The organism is Salinigranum rubrum, assembly GCF_002906575.1.
Classification (GTDB): Archaea; Halobacteriota; Halobacteria; order Halobacteriales; family Haloferacaceae; genus Salinigranum; species Salinigranum rubrum.
Map to the genome: position 1 here is coordinate 877,387 of NZ_CP026309.1, position 15,403 is coordinate 892,789.

The 15,403-nt window shown below is 69.1% G+C and carries 17 protein-coding genes, 1 tRNA gene and 1 pseudogene; 10 read left to right on the forward strand and 9 right to left on the reverse strand.

Going from position 1 to position 15,403, the window contains the following annotated elements:
- Positions 1 to 19 precede the first annotated feature (19 nt).
- On the reverse strand, positions 20 to 598 hold the full coding sequence (locus C2R22_RS04160) for an HD domain-containing protein (protein ID WP_103424640.1): 579 nt from the start codon (positions 596 to 598) through the stop codon (positions 20 to 22).
- A 97-nt stretch (positions 599 to 695) separates the two neighbouring features.
- On the reverse strand, positions 696 to 1,397 hold the full coding sequence (locus C2R22_RS04165; protein ID WP_103424641.1) for a phosphoribosyltransferase: 702 nt from the start codon (positions 1,395 to 1,397) through the stop codon (positions 696 to 698).
- Positions 1,398 to 1,504: 107 nt separating this feature from the next.
- Between C2R22_RS04165 and C2R22_RS24840 the strand changes: the two genes are divergently transcribed.
- The 3 genes from C2R22_RS24840 to C2R22_RS04175 all read left to right on the forward strand — a co-directional run bounded on the left by C2R22_RS24840 (position 1,505) and on the right by C2R22_RS04175 (position 4,936).
- Positions 1,505 to 1,690 (forward strand): DUF7563 family protein, encoded by a 186-nt coding sequence (locus tag C2R22_RS24840; protein ID WP_162562302.1) that lies wholly within the window; start codon positions 1,505 to 1,507, stop codon positions 1,688 to 1,690.
- 184 nt (positions 1,691 to 1,874) lie between these two features.
- Positions 1,875 to 2,813 (forward strand): PhzF family phenazine biosynthesis protein, encoded by a 939-nt coding sequence (locus C2R22_RS04170; protein WP_103424642.1) that lies wholly within the window; start codon positions 1,875 to 1,877, stop codon positions 2,811 to 2,813.
- A 62-nt stretch (positions 2,814 to 2,875) separates the two neighbouring features.
- On the forward strand, positions 2,876 to 4,936 hold the full coding sequence (locus C2R22_RS04175) for a GAF domain-containing sensor histidine kinase (protein WP_103424643.1): 2,061 nt from the start codon (positions 2,876 to 2,878) through the stop codon (positions 4,934 to 4,936).
- 33 nt (positions 4,937 to 4,969) lie between these two features.
- Here C2R22_RS04175 and C2R22_RS04180 read toward each other — a convergent pair whose 3' ends face one another.
- Positions 4,970 to 5,752 carry a proteasome assembly chaperone family protein gene (locus C2R22_RS04180; RefSeq protein WP_103424644.1) on the reverse strand — a complete coding sequence of 261 codons (783 nt, stop codon included), beginning with the start codon at positions 5,750 to 5,752 and terminating at the stop codon, positions 4,970 to 4,972.
- Between the two features lie 191 nt (positions 5,753 to 5,943).
- Here C2R22_RS04180 and C2R22_RS04185 point away from each other — a divergent pair, with 191 nt between their 5' ends.
- Complete coding sequence (locus C2R22_RS04185; RefSeq protein WP_103424645.1) at positions 5,944 to 7,440, forward strand: PAS domain-containing sensor histidine kinase; 1,497 nt, start codon at positions 5,944 to 5,946, stop codon at positions 7,438 to 7,440.
- 15 nt (positions 7,441 to 7,455) lie between these two features.
- On the opposite strand, the gene C2R22_RS04190 is transcribed toward C2R22_RS04185, so the two are convergent.
- The 4 genes from C2R22_RS04190 to C2R22_RS04205 are packed head-to-tail and all read right to left on the reverse strand — an operon-like array spanning position 7,456 to position 8,942.
- Positions 7,456 to 7,656, reverse strand: coding sequence for an RNA-protein complex protein Nop10 (locus C2R22_RS04190; RefSeq protein WP_103424646.1), 201 nt, complete (start codon positions 7,654 to 7,656; stop codon positions 7,456 to 7,458).
- Between the two features lie 16 nt (positions 7,657 to 7,672).
- Positions 7,673 to 8,473 carry a translation initiation factor IF-2 subunit alpha gene (locus tag C2R22_RS04195; RefSeq protein WP_103424647.1) on the reverse strand — a complete coding sequence of 267 codons (801 nt, stop codon included), beginning with the start codon at positions 8,471 to 8,473 and terminating at the stop codon, positions 7,673 to 7,675.
- A gap of 11 nt (positions 8,474 to 8,484) precedes the next feature.
- The gene (locus C2R22_RS04200) at positions 8,485 to 8,658 is read right to left on the reverse strand and encodes a 30S ribosomal protein S27e (protein WP_103424648.1); all 174 of its coding nucleotides are present in this window, start codon (positions 8,656 to 8,658) and stop codon (positions 8,485 to 8,487) included.
- A gap of 2 nt (positions 8,659 to 8,660) precedes the next feature.
- Positions 8,661 to 8,942 (reverse strand): 50S ribosomal protein L44e, encoded by a 282-nt coding sequence (locus tag C2R22_RS04205; RefSeq protein ID WP_103424649.1) that lies wholly within the window; start codon positions 8,940 to 8,942, stop codon positions 8,661 to 8,663.
- Between the two features lie 171 nt (positions 8,943 to 9,113).
- Between C2R22_RS04205 and C2R22_RS04210 the strand changes: the two genes are divergently transcribed.
- Entirely contained in the window at positions 9,114 to 9,896 is a 783-nt protein-coding gene (locus tag C2R22_RS04210; protein WP_103424650.1) for a YhjD/YihY/BrkB family envelope integrity protein, read from the forward strand.
- Between the two features lie 30 nt (positions 9,897 to 9,926).
- Here C2R22_RS04210 and C2R22_RS04215 read toward each other — a convergent pair whose 3' ends face one another.
- Positions 9,927 to 10,586, reverse strand: a complete 660-nt coding sequence (locus C2R22_RS04215; protein WP_103424651.1) for a DUF3267 domain-containing protein — start codon at positions 10,584 to 10,586, stop codon at positions 9,927 to 9,929.
- An 89-nt stretch (positions 10,587 to 10,675) separates the two neighbouring features.
- On the opposite strand from C2R22_RS04215, the gene C2R22_RS04220 reads away from it, so the two are divergent.
- Positions 10,676 to 10,933 (forward strand): HAH_0734 family protein, encoded by a 258-nt coding sequence (locus C2R22_RS04220; RefSeq protein WP_103424652.1) that lies wholly within the window; start codon positions 10,676 to 10,678, stop codon positions 10,931 to 10,933.
- Positions 10,934 to 10,937: 4 nt separating this feature from the next.
- On the opposite strand, the pseudogene C2R22_RS04225 reads toward C2R22_RS04220, so the two are convergent.
- A pseudogene (locus C2R22_RS04225) lies at positions 10,938 to 13,342 on the reverse strand (DUF2298 domain-containing protein).
- Positions 13,343 to 13,521: 179 nt separating this feature from the next.
- On the opposite strand from C2R22_RS04225, the gene C2R22_RS04230 reads away from it, so the two are divergent.
- The 4 genes from C2R22_RS04230 (at position 13,522) to C2R22_RS04245 (ending at position 15,361) form a co-directional block, all read left to right on the forward strand.
- Positions 13,522 to 13,770: a hypothetical protein gene (locus tag C2R22_RS04230; RefSeq protein ID WP_103424653.1), complete on the forward strand. Its 249-nt coding sequence runs from the start codon at positions 13,522 to 13,524 to the stop codon at positions 13,768 to 13,770.
- Positions 13,771 to 13,894: 124 nt separating this feature from the next.
- Positions 13,895 to 14,689 carry a glycosyltransferase gene (locus tag C2R22_RS04235; protein ID WP_103424654.1) on the forward strand — a complete coding sequence of 265 codons (795 nt, stop codon included), beginning with the start codon at positions 13,895 to 13,897 and terminating at the stop codon, positions 14,687 to 14,689.
- A gap of 5 nt (positions 14,690 to 14,694) precedes the next feature.
- Positions 14,695 to 15,138 (forward strand): GtrA family protein, encoded by a 444-nt coding sequence (locus C2R22_RS04240; protein ID WP_103424655.1) that lies wholly within the window; start codon positions 14,695 to 14,697, stop codon positions 15,136 to 15,138.
- A gap of 148 nt (positions 15,139 to 15,286) precedes the next feature.
- A tRNA-Met gene (locus C2R22_RS04245) sits at positions 15,287 to 15,361 on the forward strand.
- Positions 15,362 to 15,403: the final 42 nt, after the last annotated feature.

A 15,403-nucleotide genomic window follows, 5' to 3' on the forward strand; every position in this document is an offset into this window, starting at 1 on the left:
CCACCGGCGTTCGCTCCGATTACTCGTCCGTCCCGCGCTCTCTGAGCGCCTCGTAGCGCGCTCGAGTCTCCTCGAACAGTCGCCGCCCGACGTCGGTCGAGAGCCGCGGTTCGGCGGTGGCGAAGAACTCGTCGAGCGCCGCGAACTCGCTGTCGAACTCGCCCGCGTACCGCTCGCCGCGCTCGTACGCCAGCGCCTGCAGACACATGTCGACGAGGTCCATGTCCTTGACGAACCGCGCGACGTGGGTGTCGCGGCGCTCGTACGCCTCCCACGCCTCCTCGATTGGGGGAAACGGACGGGCCAGTTCGGCCATCGCGGCCCGCTCGCGGCGCTCTTTCTCCTCGGCCGAGAGTGGTTGCTTGCTCGGGTCGACACGGGTGGGCACGTCGCCGGTCCGCGCTTCCGCGAGATCGTGGACGACCGCCAGTCGGAGCGCGCGGTCGGGGTCGACGCCGGCCTCGTCGGCGAACGCGAGACAGAGCAGGCTCACGCCCCACGTGTGGGCGGCGACCGACTCGGGGTCGTCGACACCGCGGAGTTGCCAGCCGGTGCGCCGCTCGTCCTTCAGTGCGAACCCCGCTTCGAGCGCGTCGATGGGGTCGGCCTCGCTCCTCTCCCGGGCCGCTGCTTCGTCTGCATCGTCATCTGCCGCCTCGCCGACACCGTCGTCCGTCCCCCGTCGTCGCGGTCGGTCACTCCTCTCCGACCAGTCGCCAGGCGGACCCGTCCGCGCTCTCGACGACGCCGCGCCGTTCCATCTCGGTCATCACTTCCGGGAGGCGGCCCGGCTGGGCGATCTCCATCTCGATGCGGTCGATCCGGTGGTACGACGAGAGGTGGTGGCGAACGTCGTCGGTCTCGAACGTCTCCTCGTCGGCCTTCTCCATCACGCCCGAGACGAGGTCGATCATGTCCTCGATGAAGTTCCACGGGTAGACCACCCACGCCCACTCGTCGAGGCGCTCGCCGACGTAGTCGGGGTCGAACTCGCTCGTGCCCAGTAGCTGAAGGGTGGCCGTCCGGACGGCGCTCGGTTCGCGCTCGTGGACGTACTCGTGAGCGCGCTCGATGGAGCCGCCGGTGTCGGCGATGTCGTCGATGATGAGGACGTCCTTTCCGGCGACGCTCCCCTCCGGCATCGGGTACCGAACCTCGGGTTCGCCCGACTTCTGCGCGGTTCCGACGTAGTGCTCCATCTTCAGGCTCGTCAGGTCGTCGAGTCCCAGAAAGTCACAGATACACCGGCCCGCGAACCAGCCGCCACGCGCGAGCGCGACGATGACGTCCGGCTCGAACTCGGACGTTTTCACCTCGTCGGAGACGTCCCGACAGAGGCCGTAGATGTAGTCCCAGTTCGTGATCGTACACTTGAACTCCTCGGGGAGATCACCCATGTCTCTCGGTCACCGTTCGTGATAGGGTGTGGCGAGGTTGTTAAGAGACCCGACTCGCACGCCCGGTATCGGCGTCATAACTTTAACACGTCTTCGTGTCTGTTAACGTGTCACACAGTGGTTCCATCATGCACACCTGCACCAACTGTAATTCGTTCGTTACGCCCGACTTCGTCCGCGTCTTCGGCACGGAGGACGACCGCGTGTTCGGTTGTCCCCACTGTGCGAACATGCGCGAACTGATGCAAGGACTCGGCGCCCGCAACCCGGAGGAGAACACGTCCCTCTCCTGAGACGGCCCGTTGTGAGTCCGTTCCGCCCGTCGCCGTCTTCAGGGAGGGCGACCGGGACACGGCCACGACAGGTCTTCCGACTCTCCGACGGCGTCTCACACCGCACGGCCGACCGCACACACGGCACACCGTGCACTGAACGCGGAGACGGTGGCTTCTTGAGTCGCCCACCCGTCTCGCGGGCATGACCACCGCGTGTCGAACGCTCCTCGTCGACGCCTTCACCGACGAACCGCTCACGGGGAACCCCGCCGGTGTCGTGCCCGACGCCGGCGACCTCACGGAGGACCAGATGCAGGCCATCGCGCGCGAACTCGGCGCGAGCGAGACGGCGTTCGTCCGTCCCTCCTCGGAGGCGCTCCACCGCGTCCGGTACTTCACGCCCTCTCAGGAGGTCGACCTCTGCGGCCACGCGACCGTCGCCGCGTTCTCGCTTCTGGCGCGCGAGGGCGCACTCGACCCCGGCACGCACGAGGTGGCGACCAACGTCGGGACGGTCGGAATCGACATCGAGACCGAGGCTGGCGACGACGCCCCGCTCGTGTGGCTCACCGGTCGGGAGCCCACGGTCGAACTCGTCGACCTCGACTACGCTCGCGTCGGTGAGGCGCTCGGCATCGACCCGGCGGCGCTCGAAGACGTCGGCGCGGACCTCCCGCCCGCGGTGGCGTCGACCGGTCTGCCGTGGCTCTGTGTCCCCGTCAACTTCCTCTCCCACCTCGGCGGTGCAGCGCCGCAGGCTGACCTCGTCGAGGCCCTCGCGACCGAACACGACGCGGCCGGCGTCTACGCGTTCACGTTCGACACGCTCGATTCCGACTCCGCGCTCCACGCCCGGGCGTTCGCCCCGGGTATCGGCGTCACGGAGGACCCCGTGACCGGGACGGCCGCCGCCGCCTGCGCGGCGTATCTCCGCCACGTCGACGTCTACGACGACGAGCAGGGGTACGCCGACCTCCGATTCGAGCAGGGACACTTCGTCGACCGGCCCGGCCTCGTCCGCACGCGGGTCACCGACGACGAGGACGGCCCCGAGGTCGCCGTCGGCGGCACGGCGACGGTGGCGCTCGACGGGACGCTCTCCGTCCCTGCCCCCGAGGACGACGACATCGTCGTCGCCTGACCGGTTTTCGCTGGTGATACCACGGCCGAATCCGTTTTATACGTCCGATTTCGATATCGGCCATGAGTCCCGCCGGCTGTCGTCCGACGGCCACCATCGGTCGGCGCGAGCGCGTTCTCCTGGTCGACGCGTCAACGACGTTCGTCGACCGGGCGAAAGGGGCACTGACGCGCGACGAACCGGCCGTCGTGCTCACGACGGCCGACCCCGACGCGGCGCTCACGTCGCTGGCGTCGGCCGACTGTCTCCTGCTCGGTGCGGCGTCAGACGAACACGAGCGGACGCGACCACGAGCGGCGTTCGTCGAGACGGTGCGCGAACGGGACGCGACGCTGCCGGTCGTCGTCGCGGTCGACCCGGGCGACTCGGCGACCGTCGACGCGGTGCTCGCGGCCGGCGCGACGGACGTCGTCGACCCGGACGCCCCAGACGCGCTCCTCGCGGCACGCCTGCGGAACGCCCTCGCGCGTCGGACGCGCAGAGGAGGTGAGTTGGTCGGTGAGGCGGAGCGCCCCGACGACGCTCCCGACCCGACCGTCCTCCAGCGGGAACTGGACGACGTCCAGCGGTCGCTTCACGACCTGTACACGGTGACGACGGACGCGAGCCTCTCGCTCGACGAGCGCATCGAGCGGACGCTCGCGCTCGTCTGCGACCGGATCGACGTGCGCCTCGGTTTCCTGACTCGAATCGACGACGACACCCAGCGCATCGTCCACGCGGTCGGCGACCATCCCCTCCTCCAGCCCGGCGAGTCGTGTCCGCTCTCGACGTCGTACTGCCGGCGGACGCTCGAGGCCGACGGCCTCCTCGCGGTCGGTCACGCGGCTGTGGACGAGGGCTGGGAGGACGACCCCGGCTACGAACTGTTCGGGCTGGAGTGTTACCTCGGCGGGAGGGTCAGCGTCGACGGCGACCTGTACGGGACGCTCTGCTTCGCCGACACCGAGCCCCGAAACGAGCCGTTCACCGAGTCACAGACCGCGTTCGTCGAACTGCTGACGCGGTGGGTGAGCTACGAACTCGAACGCGAACGGCACGAGCGCGACCTCCAGCGGGCGACCCGGCGGTTCCGCGCGCTGTTCGACAACCCGCGGACGTTCGCCGGCATCCTCGACCCCGACGGGACGCTCCGCGAGGTGAACGACACGGCGCGGTCGACGCTTTCGGACCCCGACTCGGCCGTCGGCCTGCCCTTCTGGGACACCCCGTGGTGGGCGCCCGACGACGACTCGGTCGCGACCGTCAGAGACGCCGTGGAGGCGGCTTCGGGCGGGGAAGCCGCGTCGTTCGAGTGCCGGTACTTCCCCCAGGAGGGTGCCGGGACGGTCAGTGCCACCATCTATCCCGTCTACGGTGCGCTCGCCGAGGACGAGGTGCTCGGCGGCGGTACGTTCGACGCCGCAGCGACCGACGACGCCGAGGTGGTCTCGCTGATGGCCGTCGGCACCGACACGACGACGCGAACCGAACAGGCCGAACAGCTCAGGCGACAACGCGACCGGCTCGAGGAGTTCGCCTCGGTCGTCTCACACGACCTCCGAAGCCCGCTGGAGGTCGCCCGTGGCCGACTCCACCTGTACGAGAAGACCGGCGACGGGGAGAACCTCGGGGACGTCAAGGCCTCCCTCGACCGGATGTCGACGCTCATCGACGACCTCCTCGACCTGGCGCGGCAGGGCGAGGCCGTGTCGAACCCCACCTCGACGTCGGTCTCCGACGTCGCCCGCCGGGCGTGGAACACCGTCGCGACCGACGAAGCCACGCTCGCGGTCGACCTCGACTCGGACCTCACCGTCGACGCCGACCCGAGTCGCCTCCGACAGCTGTTCGAGAACCTCTTTCGGAACTCGGTCGAACACGGTTCGACCGACGGGGAGCGGGTCACCATCAGACTCGTCGCGCTGGACGACCGACGGGGATTCGCCGTCGAGGACGACGGCGTCGGTATCGCCCCGGACGACCGCGAACAGGTCTTCGAGCGCGGCGTCACGACGAACCAGGCGGGGACGGGTTTCGGCCTCGCGATCGTCGAGCGCGTCGTCGAAGCACACGGCTGGCGAATCGACGTCACCGAGAGCGCGGCTGGCGGGGCGCGGTTCGAGGTGTCGTTCGACTCCTGATCTCTGCTCCGTCGCGCCGACTGACCCGGACCGTCAGCCGATGTACCGGAGGTCGTCGTCGGTCGGGACCGACCCCTGCTGATCCTGCATCTCCTGGATCTTGCCGACGACCTCCTCCATCTCCTCGGCGCGCTCTTCGAGCGCCTCGAAGCTGACGTCGAAGCCGAGGACGTCTTCGAGCACGACGAGGACGGCCTGTGCGCTCTTGGGGTCGACGAGGTAGCCGCTCGTCTCGCCCATCAGACAGGCGACTTCGAGGCCGCGGCGTCCGCCCAGGCCGAGCATGAGCCCCGAGACGCCGACGACGCCGCCCGCCGGTTCGTCCTCGCGGAACTCGACGCCGACGTCTTCGAGCGCCTCGATGTGCTCCCCGGCCGACACCGCACCGAGGACGCTCGGCTCCTCGACCAGTTCGCCGGTCGGGACCCCACCGAGCGCGAACACCTGCTGGACGCCTATCTCCTCGGCGAGGTCGAGAAACGCCTCCGTCAGGCGGTAGTGACCCGCGTTCGTCTGCGCCTGATGGTCCCCCGTCAGCACGAGGAGGTCGATACCGTCGGTCTCGTCGTCGGTCGCCTCGTCGGCGATGGTGACGGCGTGGAGCTCCGCCGACGCGAGTTCGGCGACGCCGTCGGTGATGGTTACCTGCGGCGGGAACTCGGTCGCGTACACCCGCCGTACGACCTCGCTCTCGAACTCTTCGAGGAGGTGTTCGACCGCCAGCTTCCCGACGTGGCCGACGCCCGGGAGCCCCTCGATGAGTATCGGGTCCGACAGCTCCGGCTCCGCCAACACCTCGACTTCGATGTCATCCATGTGCTCTAGTCGTGGCGGCGGGTCATAAGAGGGCGTTGGTCGGTGATGGGGCGTGGGAGACGAGTGCGCGGCTCTCGGTTCTGCGACCGATCGCGACGCCCGTCCCGAACGTGTCGGCGCCGTGTCCTCAGGTTATCAGGTGTGAATGTCGAACGGATAGGTTTTGATACTCCACCCTGCCACTGTGGACAATGGACACTACGCCGGTCGAGACGGTGCTGCTCGACCGCACCCTCGACATCGTCGTGCTCCTCGACGAGTCGGGCCGCTTCCGATACGCGAACTCCGCGGTCGAGCGTGTACTCGGCTACGCGCCCGACGACGTTCTGGGGCGGGACGCCCTCTCCCTCGTCCACCCTGACGACCGTCCACGCGTCTCCTCGGTGTTCACGCGCCTCGTCGACGCCGCTCCTCGCGACGCCGACGCACGGGCGCTGTCGCCCACGGAGTTTCGCTACCGCGCGGCGGACGGCTCGTGGGTCTGGCTGGCCGCGCAGATGTCGACCGAACCGGCGCTCGGCTCCGACGAGTACGTCGTCACCTGTCGCGACGTCAGCCCGCGGCGAGAGGCCGAGGCGGAACAGCGCCGCACTCACCAGCGGTTCCTCACCATCACCGAACACACCAACGACGTCCTCTGGATGTTCTCGGGCGACTACTCGGAGGTGCTGTTCATCAACTCGGCGTACGAGACGGTGTGGGGACGGTCGGTCGACGACCTTCGGGCCGACCCGACCGATTTCATCAACGGCGTCCACCCCGCGGACCGTGACCGGGTCCACGAGACGATGGCGCGGCTCTCCGACGGCGAGTCGGTCGACCTCGAATACCGCGTCGACGCCACCAACAGCTACCGGACGTGGGTCTGGGTCCAGGGGTACCCGCTCGTCGACGACGACGGATCGGTCTCGGCCGTCGTCGGCTTCGCCCGGGACGTGACCGACCGACGCGAGCGCGAGCGCCAACTCCTCGTGATGGACCGCCTCCTCCGTCACAACCTCCGCAACGAGATGAACCTCATCCTCGGACACGCGGAACAGGCCCGCTCGAACGGGGGCGAAGCCGTCGAAGCCGACGTCGCCCGCATCGTCCGGGCGGGCGAACACCTCCTGCGGACGGTCGACAAGGAGCGAGACGTCGTCGGCCTCCTCACCAACGACCCGGACCCCGTCGTCGTCGACCTCGTCGCGGTGACGACGGACATCTGCGGACGCGTCCGGGAGCGGTATCCGGAGGCGACCATCGAGGTGTCGCTTCCGGAGACGGTCGACGTCCGTGCGGTTCCGAAGCTCTCTCTCGCCATCTACGAACTCCTCACGAACGCCGTCGAACACGCCGACGTGGACGACCCGACGGTCACGCTCACCGTCAGGGTCGACCACGAGGACGATGGCGACGGGGAAAGCGTCGTCGGCAGCGATGACGGGGTCGCCGACAGCGACGACGACGGGGCCGGTGGCACGAGCGACGCCCGGACGGTCACGCTCTCGGTCGCTGACGAGTGCCCGCCGATTCCGATCCAGGAGATCCGTGTCCTCCGCGGCGAGCGCGACGTCCGCTCCGTCTACCACGGCAGCGGACTGGGGCTGTGGCTCGTCTACTGGGCCGTCGACCGTTCCGGTGGCGACCTCGCGTTCGGAAGCGGGACGCGGGGGAACACGGTCTCGGTCACGCTGGACGCGGCCTGACGGTAGCGACCCCGGTCAGTCGGGCGCTTCCCCATCTCCGCGACGCCTGCGTTTCAACCGCCGCCGGTACTCGCCGTAGGCGTCGGTGGGGTCGAACGGGGCCGGGGCGCTGTTCGTGGTTTCGGAGCCACAGACGGGACAGGTGTCGGAGAGGGCGTACACGGGCCGGTCGTGCGCCTCGCGCCAGGCGGCACAGACCCGGATGTCGGACTTCATCTCACGCTCGACGGCCCTACTCGTCGTCTTCGTGTCGCTCGCGGTGGTACGTGGCGGTCCCGCCGTGGGACTCGATGACCGACCGCGCGCGTCCGGCGGCCGTTTCGAGTTCGGACTCGGCCGTCTTGTAGTCGGGCGCGCGAACCTTGATGCGGTACTCGGGCGACCCGACGTACGTCACCTCGAGCTCGATCCCCTCGGGCACGTCGCCGTTGCCGCCGGCGGCCTTGAGCGCCTCGCGGATGTGCTCGACGCCGTCGCCGACCGGACAGCGGAGGTCGACGTAGCCCGTCACGTTCACGTACGGGACGGAGACGTTCTCGCGGGCGGTCTCGACGAACGCTTCGACCTCTTCTTCGTCTAAGTCGACGTCTTCGAGCGCGGCAGCGCCGTGGATGGCCGCCTGCTCGAACCCGTCGTAGAGGCTGTCGAACTCCGCGAGGACGGCGTTCGCGACGGCCGAGTACTGCTCGTCGGAGACGTCTTCGCCGAAGGCGAGCGACATCCACTTGTCGGCCTTCTGCTCGTTCTTCCACTCCTGGATCTTCTCCTTGCGCTGGTGCTCGTTGACGTCCTTGATCGAGAGGTCGATCTGCTGTGAGGACTCGTTGACGTCGAGCACCTTCGCGACGACCGTTTGTCCCTCGCGGACGTGGTCGCGGACGTTCTTGATCCAGCCCGAGGCCACCTCCGAAATGTGAGCCAGACCGCGCTTGTCCTCGTACTCTTCGAGGTCGATGAAGACGCCGAAGTCGGCGATGTCGTCGACCTTGCCGACCACGAGTTCGCCTTTGTCGGGCCAGCCACTGTACTTCATCTGTAACCCCCTCAGCGGGCCTCGACGGTTTCGACGATTTCGTGGTCGATCTGTGCCTTCCCGCCCGTGGGCGTCGCCAGCGTCGTGCCGCAGACGGCGCAGTTGACAGCGGTCGACGCCTTACCGAAGACGATCTGTTCGTTCTCGCAGTCGGTGCACTTGACGCGGTAGTACGAGCCTGCCATGGTTACTCCTGGAACTCCAGTCGGCCGGCGCGCCAGCCCTCGCGCATGTGCGCCTTGCCACAGTCGGAACAGCGGTACTTCAGGTGGGTCTTCTTCGTCGGCTTGTCGCCACCGGGCACCTTCGAGAACTTGCCGGCGTTCCCGATGGTGGCCTCGCCACGGCGCTCCTGGCGGGCGGCCCACTTCATCCCCGTCGCGCGGCCGGTACGGACCTTCTCGACCTCGTGTTCGTGGTGCGCGTTGCAGTGCGGACAGTACGTATTAAATCGGCGAGGTATCTGCATGTTATCTACCTTGCCGGGTTTTTGACGTCGCTCGTTAAAACCCGTTTGGTTCTTCTCTCGCTCGTGGGGGCTCCTCGCCGTTCGACAGTAGTTCACACGCGGTTCGGTGTGGTCCGCCCCGGCGAACGAACGTCTCGGGGTATTTTTGTCGGGACGTACAAGCCCCCTCCCATGCGTCGCCTGGCCGGGTGTCTGGCCGTCATCGTCGCCATCGTCCGGACGACCATCGAGGAGAAGATTCGCTATCCGGCGGCGGCGCTCGCGTACTACGCGTTCGTTTCGTTCGTCCCGCTCTTGGTGCTGGTCTTCGCCGCCGTCGGTGGACAGTACGCGACGGAACTCTCGCGGACCTTCCCGCAGTTTCTCACCCCGGCAGTCAGGCGACTGGTCGACCGGTCGGTGACCACCGCGTCCGGTCGAACCGGTGCGGGCCTGCTCGCCGTGGCCGTCCTGGGATGGAGCGGTGCGAACTTCGTCGGCGACGTCCGAACCGTCGTCCAGCGGGTCGAGGGAACCGCCGGGGGGTCGCTCGGACAGTGGCTTCTCGACGCCGTCGCCGTCGTCGGCAGTCTGGTGACGGCGGCTCTCACCGTCGTCACGGTGAACCTCCTCATCTCGGTTCTCTCCCTCGGCCGCGTCGTCGGACTCGTCGCCTTCGCCGGACTGTGGCTCGCCCTCACGGTCGCGTTCGTCGCGCTGTACTACGTTCCGTCGGGACTGGTGACGTCGCCGTGGGAAGCGCTCCCCGGTGCAGTCACCGCCTCGTTCGGCTGGACCCTCCTCCAAGCGGCCCTTCACCTCTACTCCGTCAACGCCGGCCGATACGCGGTGTACGGCGTCCTCAGTGGCGTCATCATCCTCCTCACGACGCTCTATCTGGCCGCGCTCGTCCTCTTGGTCGGCTTCGTCGTCAACGCGCAGATCCACACCGCTCTCGCCGCCCGTGACGAGTAGCGCGGTGGCGGTGCCGTCTCGGCTCCCGTGTCACCGCTCGGCCGAGAGCGGTTCGTAGACGTACGCGTTCGGCGGCACGGCTTCGAACATCAGGGTCCCGGCCGGAAGCCGGACGAGCACCCACGCGAGGTAGAGGTCGCCGACGGCACCGGCGGTGTTCAAGACGAGGCCGAGATACGCGACCGCCTGCACGACCGGGCCGCCGAGGACCATCCCGAGCAGACCGACCGGCGTCAGGACGGCCAGCGGCGCGAACGCGACGGCGAGGTTCGCGCGACGGGTCTGGAACTGCCCGAACGCGGCGACGTACAAGCCGCCGACGGCCGGGGCGACCCCGTAGGAGACGTCGTAGCCGAGGAGTCGATAGACGGTGGCGTGGACGAGTTCGTGGACGACCGGAACCCCGACGACGACCGCGACGAAGACGCCGCCGAGGAGGAACAGGTCGGGCGTGATGACGAGGCCATCGGGGATGGGGTCGACGCGGACGAACCGCTCGACGAGACCCGGTCCCCGGAGCGCGAGGAGCACGACCGCGTAGCCGACCAGCGAGGCGAGAGCCAGACCGAACGCGGCGACCTGGAGCCACAGGGCCGGATACTCGAAGGGGGACGGCGGCCCGTACCCGGCCGGTGGGTCCGGCGGGTCGCGCCACCGACTCGGACGCTCGCGCCGTGTCCCAGGTGACATACCCGGCCCGACTCGGGGGCGACGAATGAAGCTTGCTCCCCTCGCGGAATCCCGAAGAGATTAAGCCCGCGTCGCCGGAACCCGGGAGTATGAAGAAGCTCATCGTCCGCGGCGACCCCGGCATCCGGCGAGACGCCATCATCGAGTGGGACGGCGAGGAGCAGGTCTGTTTCGCCATCGACCGACAGGGCGAGTTCCACGGCCCCGACGAGGTCCAGTTGTGGTGTACCATCGGGACCGAAGCGGAGCGCGAGGCGTTCGACAAGCGCGAGTACGTCCCCCACTTCCTCGAAGTCGACTCCGTCGACGCCGAGGCGCTCACCGTCATTCAGAAGCGCGGCGTCTGATCTCTTACTCGTCCGGCAGCGACTCCTCTTCGACCCGGTACACCGTCACCGACCCTTCCCGGTAGGCGACTTCGACGCCGTCGAGGTCGGTGACGGTGATGTCGTCGTATCTGAGCCGTTCCGACGGCCCGACCCAGACGTACTCGACGTCGTACTGTCGGAGGAGCCGCGCCTGCTCTCCGGGCTGGCCGAGGAACATCGTGTCCACGTCGCGTACGCGCGAGTAGTACGCGTCGGGGCCGCGGTAGCCGACCTCGTGTTGCCAGCCCGCGACCGTCGGAATCCCGGTCATGCTCGCCGCGGGGTTCGATGTCCACGCGTACATCCCGCGCTCGCGCTCGTCGGTGCCTCCCCGCGAGTGCCACGTCGTCCCCGGCGCGGAGAGGAGGGTCGGCTGCCCCTCGCGGTCGTCGAGCCAGTCGATGGCGGGCGCCTCCTCGGGGTGTTGTGATTCGATGAACGCCGTCGCGTCGAGGGTCGCCTCGGGCGCGTTCTCGAAGTGGCTGCCGAGCGCGAGCGTTCCGTAGGCGCTCGTCGAGACGACGAGGGCGACGACGAAGCCGACGATCACGACCCGCCGCACCACGCCGAACTCCGGTCTCATATCCCTGCTGTCGCCCCCGCTTCCGTCGGCGGCGACCGCCTCCCGACTCCTCGATTTCGTGCTCGTCTCCGTCCCGGCGGGCCGGCCACGGAGCAACCCGGCGACGACGGCCCCGGCGGCGACGCCCCACAGCGCCCACACCTGGATGTAGAACTTGAACACGGTGTTCATGCGCAGCGGACCCGCCTGCTCGGTGAGATAGACGAGTTCGACCATCGTCACCAGGCCGGCCCCGCCGACGATCAGGACCGTCTCGAAGCCCACCGGCCGGTCGAACCGGAGCGCGACGAAGCCGAGGACCAGGAGTGGAACGGTCAGGAGCAGCACGGGCAGACCGATGGCGCTCGCGACGAGCGCGACGGCCGCGACGCCGACGAGTATCGGAACCGACCGGCCGACCCGCCCGAAGAGGTACGCGCCGAACGCGAGGACGAACCCGCCGTGGACGAGGAGCAGTCCGGCGAGCGAACTCCGCTCGGCGGCGGCGAGAATCTCCAGCGAGCGACTGCTCCCCCCGCCGCTCGCGAGCAGGACGAACGGCGCCGAGAGGACGACGCCGACGACGCCCGCGAGGACCGCCACGCCGAGCGCGCCGCCGAGCCGAAGCAGTTCACCCTGAAGCCGGGACTCGAACGACCGGACGGTGCGCTCCGTGAACAGCGACAGCGGGTGGGCGGGCGCGAACGCGACTGCGAGAAAGACGAGGCCGAACAGGGTCGGGAAGCTCCACGTGTCGACCACCGACTGGAGGCCAGCGACGGCCGGCACGGCCCCGAACACCAGGAGACGGCGTCGCGTCCGCTCCTCCGCCGGAGTCTCGTAGTACACGAACGCGAGGCCGGCGACGAGCAGGAGGAAGGGGAGGCCCATCATGTGCGCGTGGAGGTCGCCGTTGAGCCACGCAAAGAGGGGAAACTCGTTGATGGTGCCGGGAATGACCCGCGAGGCGTCGAAGTAGAAGAAACTGGACGACCCCTCCAGCACCTCGCTCGGCTCGGCGTCGGTCCCACTCGCGACCCAGGTCGCGACCGCGGTTCTCGGCCCCGCGGGGAGCAGTCCCAGCGCGACGCTCGCGGCGGTGTGGAGGTTGGCGGCGAGGCCGACGAAGAACGCGCCGAACGCGCCGGCCAGCCGTGCCGACGACGCCCTCGGTCGGTCGGCGCCCTCACCCTGCCGGGCCGCAGCGACCGACGCCGCGAGGTCGTACGCCGCGGTGACGAGCATCGCGTAAAAGCCCGCGAGTCCGAGGTTGTACGCGAAGCGCGGCGGCGTGAACGAGAGCCGCGCGAGCAGGGCCGTGACGAGGTGGCCGCCGTAGTAGTAGCGGACGGGTTCGCCCGCGAACCACACGTCCTCCGGCGGGAGCGCCGTCGTCCGCGAGAGCGACTTCAGGAGGCCGAAGTCGAGGAACTTCTCGCCGCCCAGCGCGTGGACCGCCGGGTCGACCGCCCGGACGGCGACGAGGAGCGAGAAGGCGACGAGGAAGACGACGGCCGACTCCGCGAGCGCGCGGCGGTCGAGCGTGAGGTCGGGACTGGGTCGAACGCTCCCCCTACGGAGCGCGTTCCGGTCGAGCCCCGACAGGAGCGCCGCGGTGACGAGGACGCACCCCCGACGACCAGTCCCGCCGTGAGCGAGAGGTGACCGACCCAGTACGCGGGCAGGGTGAGGACGACGAGCGCGACCGGGAGTGCGAACCCCGCGCCGCGCCCGGGAACCGAGAACAGACGGGCGGCGATGGGGACGCCGGCCGCGCCGACGAGCGCGAACAGCAGAAGCCAGCGGAGAACCAGCGCGTACTCCATACACCCTTCCGACGCACCCGACTCGTTATACGCTTTATGTCTCCGTCGTCGACGCCGATACGTCACCGTGAGTGACTGGAGTGCGGGACGGCGGACCGCCCCGGGTCGCGTCGACGTCGGACCGCGCCGGACGCTGTGAGCCACCCGTTTGAAGGGGGAACGCCCCCTCCGTCCACGTGATGGACGACCGCACGCCACCGGCGGACGCGGGCGAGGGGGGTCAGAGAGGCGACGCGCCCTTCGACAGGCGACGAGCCATCGTGGGCGGGCTGACGCTCCTCGGCACGGTCGTCGGGTTCACCGTCGTGCAGGCGGCTATCGAGGCCGGGAACCTCTCCGAGGAGTGGGTCCTCGTCGCACTCCCGGCGTTCGGCGTCGTCGGTGCCGTCGGGTTCGTCGTCTTCGTTTCCGCGGTGATCGGCGACTGACGCCGTCGGTGCCCCGGCCGCGTCGCCGTCGGTGCCCCGGCCGCGTCGCCGTCCGTGACACGCGAGGAGCGCCCGCGTGAGGGTATCGGTCGGTTTTTTAGCCACCCTGCGTAACCCACCCGCAATGAGTAACGTCGGTGTCGTCGTCCCCGCCTACCGCCCCGACACCGCGCGGTTCACGAGCTACCTCGCGGCCATCGACGAGGTGTGCTCCCCCGCCGTCCTCCGCGTCGAACTCGACGACCCCCGCCCCGGGACCCTCGATGCCCTCCGCGCGTGTTCGGTGCCGGTCGAGGTGTCGACGAGCGACGGTCGCCGCGGGAAGGGCGCGGCCATCACCGCCGGATTCGAATCGCTCGCCCCCCGTGTGTCGACCCTCGCGTTCGCCGACGCGGACGGCTCGACCCCGGCCGACTCGCTCGCCGACGTCGTCCGGCCGGTCGTCGACGGCCGTGCGGACCTCGCCGTCGGCTCGCGGAGACACCCCGCCGCCGACATCGTCTCCCACCAGACGCTCGCCCGCCGCCGACTCGGCGACGGCTTCGCGTGGCTCGCCCGCCGGTTCCTCGACGTCTCCCTCTACGACTACCAGTGCGGCGCGAAGGCGCTCTCGACCGAGACGTGGGCCGCGGTCCGCGAACACCTCTACGAACCGGGGTTCGCGTGGGACATCGAACTCATCGCCGTCGCCGGGGCGCTCGACTGCCGCGTCGCCGAGGTGCCGGTCACGTGGGAGGACCACCCCGAGTCGACGGTTTCGACCGCCGATACGACCCTCCGGCTGGGACTGGCGCTGGTTCGCTCTCGGCACCGCGCCCGGTCGCTCCGCCAGGACCGCCTGCACACCCTCCTCGACCGGTCCCGCGACAGCGGCCCCTCGCTCGTCGAGCGACTCGGTGCCGACGCGGTGGACGACTGACGCCCATGTCGGTCGTCGACGCGCTCCTCTCGGGCCGACGCTTCGGCAAGTTCGCTTCCGTCGGTGCTGTCGGCGCCGTCTTCGACGTGACGACGTCGACGGTGCTGCGCGAACTCGGCGTCTTTCCCGAACTCGCGGTGTTCGTCGGTATCGAGGTGGCCATCGTCGTCATGTTCCTCCTCAACGACAACTGGACGTTCGCCGAGCAGGGGTCGGCGGGTGTCGGCGCCGCGCTCCGTCGACTCCTGCGGTCGAACCTCGTCCGTGCGGGCGGCATCCTCGTCCAGTTGGCGACGTTCCGGTTCTTCTACCGCGTCGTCGCTCTCGACCTGACCGTCCTCGATATCGACGGCTGGTTCGTCGTCTCGAAGGTCGCCGGCATCGGGACCGGAATGCTCGTCAACTACGTCGCGGAGAGCCTCGTCACGTGGCGGGTGGGGCGTAGCTGACGCTTCCAGTGAGTCGGTCCCGGCCGTCGCCGCTCCTCCCTCAGCGGCGACGACGGGGACACTGTCACAAGAGACCGTATCACGCCGAAAAGTAGCATACGGCGTCGTAATCATAACCCTTAACCGCAACCGCCGATTCGTACCCAGTAGCGGGATGGGATAGCCAGGAGATTCCGCCGGGCTCATAACCCGGAGATCGGTAGTTCAAATCTACCTCCCGCTACTTCTCTCGGACTCACCTTCCAAGCGCCGAGTCTCGTCTCGG